The following is an 8,088-nucleotide window of genomic DNA, read 5'->3' as shown; positions in this document are numbered from 1 at the left end:
TTGCAACAGCGCCGGCGGGGGTCCCGAGCCGGTGGGCCGGAAGGTGCGCTGGAGCACATCATCGCGGCCTCGTGATCCAATGGTGCGGAACTATTTCGAGACTTCTGTCACGGCGTCTCGCCGCGGCGGCCAATATGCGGTGGCCGGCTCCGCTCATCTCCGCGCGGTGACCTGCAATCTCCGCGTGGCCGCTCGCCATCGGCGGACCGCTTGATCCAGGTTGTTGCCCACGGTGTCGGCGCTGGCCAGGCTCGAGCGCCGGTTGATTTCGGGTGACGGCGACGTCGCGCGGCGGCCCCACACGCCCTGTTGCTCGCTGGATCGGAGTGCGCGCGCCGCGTCCGCCATGGATGAACGCTTCCTGGATCCTGCCTCGGGTCTGGCTCTGGCCTGTCGCCGTCTGGCGACCGCCTGCTCTCTGGGGGAGATGGTCGCGATCCTTCGCGAGACGGCACGGGCGATCGCCGGATCCGACGGGATCGCGGTGGTGCTGCGCGAGGGCGACGCCTCCTTCTACGCCGCCGAGGACGCCATCGAGCCGCTGTGGCGCGGCCGCAGGTTCCCGCTGACGTCGTGCATCTCGGGGCACGCGATGCTGGACGACGCCACCCTCGTGATCCCGGACATCGAGTCCGATCCCCGGGTGCCTATCGCCCTCTACCGCCTGACCTCGATGCGCAGCCTCGTGATGGTGCCGATCGGCTCGCCCGAGCCCGTCGCCGCGCTCGGCGCCTACTGGTGCGCCTCGGTCATCCCGGACGACGCGACGGTCCGCCGGCTCGAGGCGGTGGCCCGGCACGCGGCGGCTGCCCTGGCGCGAATGCGTCCGGCGGGGTCGTAGCGGTCGGGGCCGCGCGGCCCGGCGACGGCGCCGGGATCCGGCCCGCGGCGGGATCGATCGGCCGTCCCGGCCGTTCCCCGCCTCCAGGCCCCGCACGGAAGACCCAGACCCGCCACATGAAGCGCCTCACCCTCATCGGCATCTTCGTCGTCCTGCTGCTCGCCATCGTGGCGATCGCGGCCACGTGGTCGAAGGTCACGCCCGTCAATCCGGCGGTCGCGCCGGACACCTCGGCGACGCCCAATCCCACCGGCGAGCGGAAATGAGGCCGCGGTGATCCGGCGCCCGGCACGCCGCGCCTGACCGGGGACCCGCCGGGGTCCGTCGGTCCGGAGGCGCCCGCATCCTCCGGGACGGACGGGGTCGGCCCGCACCGCGGTCCCGGCGCCCGGCGGCGCGGCGGTCCTCCGGGGAACATGCGGTGGCCACCCGCCTTCCCTACACGAGGGGCCGCGAGGCCGGTCGGGAGGGACCGATGGGACAGGATGTCGACGCCGCGCGCGAAGCCCTGGGAACGGTCCCGCCGGGCCGGCCGCTAGCCCCGGAGAAGCGGCCCGACCCGGCCGCCGGCGGCAGCGGTCCGCACGCGCCGGGACCCGTGGATCCCGGACCCGACGCGGCGCCGGAGAGCGGCGGCTACGACACCCGGCCGCCCGCGCCGCAGCCGGATAACCGGAAGGGCGGATACGGGGCCGGCTGAGGCGCTCGAATTCCCTCTACCTGCCCATCGCGTTCGCTGCCGGGACGCGCCGCTCGTCGGAGGCGTCCGCGGACGCCCGGCGGCGCTCGCCGGCATGGCCCGGGGCTGTCGCGCCGGCATCCGGATCGCCCGCGACCGGGGCGCCGAGATCCTCCGCGATCCACGCGGCGGGGCGACGGATCGCGCGCCCGGCGGCGTCCGCGCGGCGCGGGAAAATCTCGAGATATTCGTCGAGTCTTCGTTCTATATTTACGCTGTTTAAACCCTTGCCGCGCCCAAACCGTAGGAACGTAAATCGCTTGCTGAAAGTCCGATCATGAATGAGACCTTCGATGAGACTTCCAACACCTTGGCCGCGATGACCGCCGAGCTTGTCGCCGCCTACGTGTCGAACAATCCGGTGCCGGCCGCGGAACTGCCGGCGCTGATCGTGCGGGTGCACGGCGCGATCAGCGGGCTCGTCGCCGGGACGCCGACGGCGGCCGGCGCGGCTCCGCAGGTCGAGGTCGAGAAGCCGAGCGCGACCCAGATCCGCAAGTCGGTCCGGCACGACGGGATCGTCAGCTTCATCGACGGCAAGCTCTACAAGACGCTGAAGCGCCATCTGGCCAGCCACGGCCTGGACCCGCGCAGCTACCGCGACAGCTACGGCCTGCCGACCGACTATCCGATGGTCGCCCCCGGCTACGCCGAGCAGCGCTCCGCCCTCGCCAAGGCGATCGGCCTGGGCCAGCCCGGCGCCATGGCGCGGCGCGGCGGCTCGGACCGCTGATCCCCGACAGGCCTGTCGCCGCCCGGCGGCGACACCGCCGCCGGCGCGGACCGCCGCGCGGGCGCCGGTGAGCGCCGGTGAGCGCTCAATCCCCCGGGCCTCCGTGGCGCCGCCCCGGACCTCCGCTCGTCTCGGTGCGGCCGCGGGCGTAGCCCAGGGATACCAGACCCCCCTGCCGGGCGAGGCGCCGCTCCAGCGCCTCGAGATCGACCAGCGCGTCCGCGATGGCGGCGACGAGGGCGGTCCACGCGTCGCCCCGCGCCGCCCGACGATAGGCGACGGCGATCATCTCGGCCTCCCTGAGACGAATCTCCGCAGGGGCCGCGTCGGGGTCAGGGTGCATCGCCGCTCGAATCCGTATAGAACATATCACGAACAAAGCGCATCGATGCGGCGGGTTCAATCGCCGATGCGCCCTGTTCCCGGATCGCGGTGGAGTGCTGTGGATTGATCGAGAGAAGCGCAATGCCGACGCGGCTTTACCGTTTCCACTGCACGGACGGCCACGAGCTGGTGACCGACCTGCGCGGCAGCCGGTTTCCCAACGCGGCGCAGGTGCGCGCCCACGCCGAACGGGTCGCGCTCGCGCTGATGGAGCGGGTCGTGGAACGGTTCGACTGGTCGGGCTGGCAGGTCGAGGTCTACGACGCCAAGGGGCGCCGGGTCTGGATCCGGGCCTTCCCGGACGTGAGCGTCGACAGGCGTGCCGCCTGAGACCGGCGGCCGCGCAGTAGGAGAAGCAGATGGCGTTCAAGCCGAAATCCGCCGCCGAGACCAAGGCGCGCGATCTGGGGCTCGCCCTGGCCCGGATCGCCGAGGAGGCGGGCCTGCCGGCCCATATTGGCGTCGACCGCTTGCGGCGCGCCAGTCCCCGGCTGACCCCGCTGGCGGTGGGTCAGATGGTGCGCCGGGAGCGGGACACCGTGGAGGCGACCCTGGCCGAGCGCGGCCTGACGCTCGTCGACTATTCCGATCAGGGACCGGGTCGCGGGATGGAGTTCGTCATCGACGCGGCGGCCTGAGCGGCGCGGTCAGGCCGTCGCCGGGCGGCTCCGCAGAAGGCGGCCGATCAGGCGGAACGGCAGGAGCGGCAGCTTGAACAGCGCCGTGACCACCAGCACCGCCACGACGGTGAGAAGCGCGAGAACAGAGTTCATCATGCGCGTCGGACTCCCATGACCGGCTCGCCCCTCGGGCCGGGAACGCTACGAGGCGCCCGGAACACGGCGAGACTATGAACGCGCGGGAGCCATTCAGTCGCAGCCGTCCATGCGCGCGGGGCCCGGGATACCGGGCTCCGTTCGGGCGGTTCCATCCGGCAGGCCTGCCGGGGGCGGGCCCGCATCGGGCGGAGAGGAGTTCGGTATGCGCACGCGTCTCGCCGCAGGATTGGCCACGCTCGCGGTCGCGACCCTGCTGTCGGTGACCGGGCCGTCCGCGGCCCCGGTTCAGGCACGGGGACAGGTGAACGTGCGCTACGCCGCGCCGGACCGGTTCACCGATGCCGAGAACCGCTTCGGCTCCGGGCAGCCGCTCCGGGTCACGCTGGCCGAGTTGACCCGGATCTTCACGGATCTCGGCGCGGCGCGGCTCCGCCCGGATGAGCGCCTCGACATCACCGTGCTCGACGTCGACCTCGCCGGCTTCGACCGGCCCGGCTTCGCGACCCCGACCGGCCTGCGGGTCGTGACGGACGCCACGCCGCCGCGGATCCGCCTCGCCTACAGCCTGCGTCGCGGCGGTCGCGTCGTCGCGCAGGGCGAGGACACGGTGACGGACATCAACTTCCTGCTGACGTCCAACCCGCGCTTCTCCACCGGCGGCCTCTACTACGAACGGCAGATCCTGCGCGACTGGTTCGCCCGGCGCTTTCCGGAGCCCGCGGGCCGCGGCTAGAGGCCCTCGGCCGGCCCGACGACATCCTCGGTGAGGGGGCCGGACCGGCACCGGGCTGGCACCGGTCCGCGGCCGGAGGAGCCCGGCGGGGCCGCGGCCGTCCATGGCGGCGCCCGGGCCGGATCGGTCCGGCGGCCCGGAACAGCGCCCGGCCCCCCGGGTTCGCCGGGCATCGCGGACACAGGAGGCGACGATGTCGGGACCCGACAGCCTGAAAGAGGTCTATCTCGACGAGATGCAGGATCTCTGGTCGGCGAACGACCAGATGGTCCGGGCCGTGCAGGAACTCGGCGGCCAGGTCAGCGACGCCAACCTGAAGCGGATGCTCGACCGCTCCGTGGACGGGATCCGGAAGCACACCGACGTGCTGAAGAGCCTGATCCGGGCCAATGGCGGCGAGCCCCGACCGGAGCCCTGCAAGGGCATGGAGGGCCTCGTCGCCGAGGCGCTGAAGCACGGGATCAAGGCGGCCTCGCCCGACTCCCGTCTGCGCGACGTGGCGATCATCGCGCAGTATCAGCGCATGTCGCATTACGGCCTCGCCGGCTTCGGCTCGGCGGCCGCCTAAGCCAAGGCCCTCGGCCGCACCGACGACGCGTCCAAGCTGAAGCAGGCGGTGGACGAGATCTGCGAGGGCGACGCGGCCGCGAGCCAGCTCGCCGAGGCGGTGGAGCGCGCCGCGGCCTGACGAGGCTGCGGGGCGCGGGATTCGATCATCCGAACCCGGCGGGCCGGGTCGGCACCGACCGGTCCCCTATCAGGCACGGGGGCGGTGTAGTAGCCTGGGCGTGACCCGCCCGCCGGGACGGCCCACCCGGCCGGTCGCGGAACGGGCTTCCGCCATCCGCGCTGCGCTCGCCCGAGCTGGAGCCTCACGAGTCGGTCACCGCATGAGCGAGGCCTGCATCTTCTCGGCCGGCTGCAGCGAACTCGCCGACCTCGTCCGGACCTACGACTGGGCGGAGACGCCGCTCGGTCCCATCGCCGGCTGGCCGCGGAGCCTAGTCTTCGCGGTCAGCACGCTGCTGCAATCGCCGGTGCCGATCGTGCTGCTCTGGGGCGAGGACGGCATCATGATCTACAACGATGCCTATTCGAGCTTCGCGGGCGGGCGCCATCCCGCGCTCCTCGGCTCCAAGGTGCGCGAGGGCTGGCCGGAGGTCGCCGACTTCAACGACAACGTCATGCGCGTCGGCCTGGCCGGCGGGACGCTGTCGTACAAGGACCAGGAACTCACCCTGCACCGCTACGGCCGGCCCGAGCGGGTCTGGATGAATCTCGACTATTCGCCGGTCTTCGGCGAGGACGGGCGCCCCGCCGGCGTCATCGCCATCGTGGTCGAGAGCACCGAGCGCGTGCTGGCCGAGCGCCGCCTGCGCGCGAGCGAGGAGCTGTTCCGCACCCTCGCCCAGGGCATTCCGCAACTCGTCTGGCGCGCCGCGATCGACGGAGCCTGCATCTGGTCGAGCCCGCAATGGCAGGCCTATACCGGGCAGACCGACGCGACGAGCCTCGGCTGGGGCTGGCTGGAGGCGGTCCATCCGGGCGATGAGGCGGTCGCCGAGGCCGCGTGGCGCGAGGCGCCGGTGAGCGGCCACCTCTCCTTCGAGCACCGGCTCCGCAACGCGGCCGAGGACCGCTTCTGCTGGTTCCAGACCCGGGCCGCGCCGGTCCGCGACGCGCAGGGCCGGATCGTCGAGTGGCTCGGCACCTCGACCGACATCGACGATCTGCGCCAGCTTCAGGAGCGGCAGCAGGTCATGGTCGCCGAATTGCAGCACCGGACCCGCAACCTGCTCGGCGTCGTGCGCTCCATCGCCAAGCAGACGATGGCCCAGACCGGGCCCGGCGAGACGTTCCGGCAGCGGTTCAACGACCGCCTGTCCGCCCTGTCCCGGGTTCAGGGCCTCCTCTCGCGCTCCGACCAGGAGCCGATCACGCTCCGCTCCCTGATCGAGACGGAACTCGCCGCCCTCGATGCTCCGGCCATGCAGGCGCGCATCCGGCTCCACGGGCCGGTGGTGCGGCTGCGCAAGGCGACGGTGCAGACCTTCGCGCTGGCCCTGCACGAGCTCGCCACCAACGCGCTGAAATACGGCGCGCTCACCACCGCGCACGGGCGCCTGAGCGTGACGTGGCGGACCTACAGGGCGGACGATGGCGGCGGCCGGCTGCTGGTGGAATGGGTGGAGGAAGGCCTCGTCCGCGGACCGGAGCTGGCGGACGCGGTGCCGCGCGGCGGCTACGGGCGGGAGCTGATCGAGCACGCCCTGCCCTACGCCCTGAAGGCGACGACCAGCTACGAACTCGGCGCAACGGCGCTACATTGCTCGATCAACATCCCGCTCCCCGAGGGAGAAGCCACAGGCAGCCCCGCATGACTCCGAAACCACGCGCGCTGGCCGGCAGGCGGGTCCTGCTGGTCGAGGACGATTACTTCATCGCCGTCGATCTCAAGTCCGGCTTCGAGGAGGGCGGCGCCCAGGTCCTGGGCCCTGTCGCCAGCGTCGACGAGGCGCTGGCGCTGATCGCCGGCACGTCCGAGATCGACGCCGCGGTCCTGGACATCAACCTGCAGGACGAGCTCGTCTACCCCGTGGCCGACGCGCTGCGCGCGCGCGGCGTGCCCTTCCTGTTCGCGACCGGCTACGACCCGGTCGCCGTACCGTCGCTCCACGGCGCCGTGGCCCTCTGCCAGAAGCCGATCGACCCGCAGATCGTCGCGCGCGCCCTGTTCGGCTGAGATGACCGGTCCCGCCGGCGGCGTGCGGTCGGCGACGCGCCGGATGTTTCCCGTGAAACATCGTCGCAGGCACATCGTCCCGCGCTGCCGCCCGTGCGGATCGCGGGGGCGCTGACCCCGATCCCGCGGTGACGTCACGGGCGGGGTGGCGGCCGTCAGCGATCCCCGAAGAGGCGCACGATCGCGCCGGCGAGCAGCCACAGGCCCCGCAGGAGCCACCAGAGCAGCCGGCCGGCCTGGACCAGCAGCTCGACGGCTTCGAGACCGTCGAGCAACCGTCGGAAGAGGCCGGGCCGGCGGGACGCCGGCTCGGCCTCGATCGGCGGCTCATCCCGGCCGTCTTTCCCGCCCATGCCAGCCTCCGGAGCCCGGCACCGGCCGGGGATGGGCGGCGCCGTTCCTCACCACGCGGCCTGGAGGCCGGCGGTGAACACCTGGGCGGTGGCGCCCGGGCGGACGTCGCCCGTGTAGCCCACCGACAGCTGCACGCCCTCGGCGACCGCGCCCGTCAGGCTCACCCCGAGGACCGCGCCGTCCCGCCCCAGCGCGCTCGTCCGGCTCAGGAACCCCGCCCCGAACAGGTTCGACCGGACCAGCGCCGCCGTGTCGGCCAGCTCGTGCGCCCAGTACGCCCGGCCCTCCAGCCGCAGGTCCGGGACGCCCGCGAACGCCCAGCTCGTCACGCGCCCGCCGACCAGGCTGCGCGCCGCGTCGAGGTCGGCCACCGCGAACCCCTGGCCGCCGAAGCCCTGGTTGACCAGACCGCCCCGCTCGGACACCCGGCCCCGCGTCAGCCGATCGTAGCTGAAGCCCACCTCCGGGACGAGGTCGACGGGCAGGCCCACCGCCAGCGTGTAGCCGGCAAAGCCCGACACCCCGCCGTTCCAGCCCGACGACAGCCCGCTCGCCTGCGACACCGCCGTGCCCAGCGCCACCGTCCGGTCGACCCGGCCGTCGGCGTACGACACCCCCGCCGTGCCGCGCAGCACCACGGCGCCGAGCCGCGTGCTGGCGTACAGCGTGCCGCCGTAGCTGTCGGTGGTGAACCGGCCCAGCCCCGCGCCCCGCGACGTGCCGCCCTCGCGCAGGTAGCTGAACGCCGCGCCCACCTGCGTGTCCGCCCCGACCTGACGGTC

General features: G+C 73.0%; 14 protein-coding genes. 10 read left to right on the top strand and 4 right to left on the bottom strand.

Going from position 1 to position 8,088, the window contains the following annotated elements; all coding sequences use genetic code 11:
* The first annotated feature begins 346 nt into the window (after positions 1-346).
* From ME121_RS32030 to ME121_RS32020, 4 genes are all read left to right on the top strand, one after another.
* Positions 347-841, top strand: coding sequence for a GAF domain-containing protein (locus tag ME121_RS32030; RefSeq protein ID WP_059410273.1), 495 nt, complete (start codon positions 347-349; stop codon positions 839-841).
* A 116-nt stretch (positions 842-957) separates the two neighbouring features.
* Positions 958-1,107 (top strand): hypothetical protein, encoded by a 150-nt coding sequence (locus tag ME121_RS34755; protein WP_012321166.1) that lies wholly within the window; start codon positions 958-960, stop codon positions 1,105-1,107.
* Positions 1,108-1,316: 209 nt separating this feature from the next.
* Positions 1,317-1,541, top strand: a complete 225-nt coding sequence (locus ME121_RS32025; protein WP_012321165.1) for a hypothetical protein — start codon at positions 1,317-1,319, stop codon at positions 1,539-1,541.
* Positions 1,542-1,857: 316 nt separating this feature from the next.
* Positions 1,858-2,313 (top strand): Ros/MucR family transcriptional regulator, encoded by a 456-nt coding sequence (locus ME121_RS32020; RefSeq protein ID WP_012321163.1) that lies wholly within the window; start codon positions 1,858-1,860, stop codon positions 2,311-2,313.
* Between the two features lie 85 nt (positions 2,314-2,398).
* On the opposite strand, the gene ME121_RS32015 is transcribed toward ME121_RS32020, so the two are convergent.
* Complete coding sequence (locus tag ME121_RS32015) at positions 2,399-2,602, bottom strand: hypothetical protein (protein ID WP_308631011.1); 204 nt, start codon at positions 2,600-2,602, stop codon at positions 2,399-2,401.
* 176 nt (positions 2,603-2,778) lie between these two features.
* On the opposite strand from ME121_RS32015, the gene ME121_RS32010 reads away from it, so the two are divergent.
* Positions 2,779-3,027 (top strand): DUF6894 family protein, encoded by a 249-nt coding sequence (locus tag ME121_RS32010; protein WP_012321161.1) that lies wholly within the window; start codon positions 2,779-2,781, stop codon positions 3,025-3,027.
* Between the two features lie 29 nt (positions 3,028-3,056).
* Positions 3,057-3,335 carry a hypothetical protein gene (locus ME121_RS32005; RefSeq protein WP_012321160.1) on the top strand — a complete coding sequence of 93 codons (279 nt, stop codon included), beginning with the start codon at positions 3,057-3,059 and terminating at the stop codon, positions 3,333-3,335.
* 9 nt (positions 3,336-3,344) lie between these two features.
* Here the strand turns inward: ME121_RS32005 and ME121_RS34750 are convergent, their stop codons facing one another.
* On the bottom strand, positions 3,345-3,473 hold the full coding sequence (locus ME121_RS34750) for a hypothetical protein (protein WP_012321159.1): 129 nt from the start codon (positions 3,471-3,473) through the stop codon (positions 3,345-3,347).
* 205 nt (positions 3,474-3,678) lie between these two features.
* On the opposite strand from ME121_RS34750, the gene ME121_RS32000 reads away from it, so the two are divergent.
* The 4 genes from ME121_RS32000 (at position 3,679) to ME121_RS31985 (ending at position 6,952) form a co-directional block, all read left to right on the top strand.
* Positions 3,679-4,209 carry a DUF3016 domain-containing protein gene (locus ME121_RS32000; protein WP_024828892.1) on the top strand — a complete coding sequence of 177 codons (531 nt, stop codon included), beginning with the start codon at positions 3,679-3,681 and terminating at the stop codon, positions 4,207-4,209.
* 193 nt (positions 4,210-4,402) lie between these two features.
* Positions 4,403-4,777, top strand: a complete 375-nt coding sequence (locus ME121_RS31995; RefSeq protein ID WP_245337922.1) for a YciE/YciF ferroxidase family protein — start codon at positions 4,403-4,405, stop codon at positions 4,775-4,777.
* A 322-nt stretch (positions 4,778-5,099) separates the two neighbouring features.
* The gene (locus ME121_RS31990) at positions 5,100-6,590 is read left to right on the top strand and encodes a sensor histidine kinase (RefSeq protein ID WP_024828894.1); all 1,491 of its coding nucleotides are present in this window, start codon (positions 5,100-5,102) and stop codon (positions 6,588-6,590) included.
* Positions 6,587-6,952: a response regulator gene (locus ME121_RS31985; RefSeq protein WP_012321155.1), complete on the top strand. Its 366-nt coding sequence runs from the start codon at positions 6,587-6,589 to the stop codon at positions 6,950-6,952. The genes ME121_RS31990 and ME121_RS31985 overlap by 4 nt, the downstream gene beginning before the upstream one ends.
* A gap of 155 nt (positions 6,953-7,107) precedes the next feature.
* On the opposite strand, the gene ME121_RS31980 is transcribed toward ME121_RS31985, so the two are convergent.
* Positions 7,108-7,305, bottom strand: coding sequence for a hypothetical protein (locus tag ME121_RS31980; RefSeq protein ID WP_029361270.1), 198 nt, complete (start codon positions 7,303-7,305; stop codon positions 7,108-7,110).
* A gap of 48 nt (positions 7,306-7,353) precedes the next feature.
* On the bottom strand, positions 7,354-8,088 hold a 735-nt coding region (locus ME121_RS31975), incomplete at its 5' end, for an autotransporter outer membrane beta-barrel domain-containing protein (RefSeq protein ID WP_491892938.1).

Source organism: Methylobacterium sp. ME121 (assembly GCF_000974725.1).
Lineage (GTDB): Bacteria > Pseudomonadota > Alphaproteobacteria > Rhizobiales > Beijerinckiaceae > Methylobacterium > Methylobacterium radiotolerans.
Note: the sequence above shows the minus strand (reverse complement) of the source record. Positions and strands in the feature narration are given on the sequence as shown.

What these genes read in the sequence shown, in the direction of transcription:
- ME121_RS32030 (WP_059410273.1), top strand. Translation starts at nt 347, where the DNA reads ATGGATGAACGCTTCCTGGATCCTGCCTCGGGTCTGGCTCTGGCCTGT.
- ME121_RS32005 (WP_012321160.1), top strand. Translation starts at nt 3,057, where the DNA reads ATGGCGTTCAAGCCGAAATCCGCCGCCGAGACCAAGGCGCGCGATCTG.
- ME121_RS34755 (WP_012321166.1), top strand. Translation starts at nt 958, where the DNA reads ATGAAGCGCCTCACCCTCATCGGCATCTTCGTCGTCCTGCTGCTCGCC.
- ME121_RS32015 (WP_308631011.1), bottom strand. Translation starts at nt 2,602, where the DNA reads ATGATCGCCGTCGCCTATCGTCGGGCGGCGCGGGGCGACGCGTGGACC.
- ME121_RS32025 (WP_012321165.1), top strand. Translation starts at nt 1,317, where the DNA reads ATGGGACAGGATGTCGACGCCGCGCGCGAAGCCCTGGGAACGGTCCCG.
- ME121_RS32000 (WP_024828892.1), top strand. Translation starts at nt 3,679, where the DNA reads ATGCGCACGCGTCTCGCCGCAGGATTGGCCACGCTCGCGGTCGCGACC.
- ME121_RS31995 (WP_245337922.1), top strand. Translation starts at nt 4,403, where the DNA reads ATGTCGGGACCCGACAGCCTGAAAGAGGTCTATCTCGACGAGATGCAG.
- ME121_RS34750 (WP_012321159.1), bottom strand. Translation starts at nt 3,473, where the DNA reads ATGATGAACTCTGTTCTCGCGCTTCTCACCGTCGTGGCGGTGCTGGTG.
- ME121_RS31980 (WP_029361270.1), bottom strand. Translation starts at nt 7,305, where the DNA reads ATGGGCGGGAAAGACGGCCGGGATGAGCCGCCGATCGAGGCCGAGCCG.
- ME121_RS31985 (WP_012321155.1), top strand. Translation starts at nt 6,587, where the DNA reads ATGACTCCGAAACCACGCGCGCTGGCCGGCAGGCGGGTCCTGCTGGTC.
- ME121_RS31990 (WP_024828894.1), top strand. Translation starts at nt 5,100, where the DNA reads ATGAGCGAGGCCTGCATCTTCTCGGCCGGCTGCAGCGAACTCGCCGAC.
- ME121_RS32010 (WP_012321161.1), top strand. Translation starts at nt 2,779, where the DNA reads ATGCCGACGCGGCTTTACCGTTTCCACTGCACGGACGGCCACGAGCTG.
- ME121_RS32020 (WP_012321163.1), top strand. Translation starts at nt 1,858, where the DNA reads ATGAATGAGACCTTCGATGAGACTTCCAACACCTTGGCCGCGATGACC.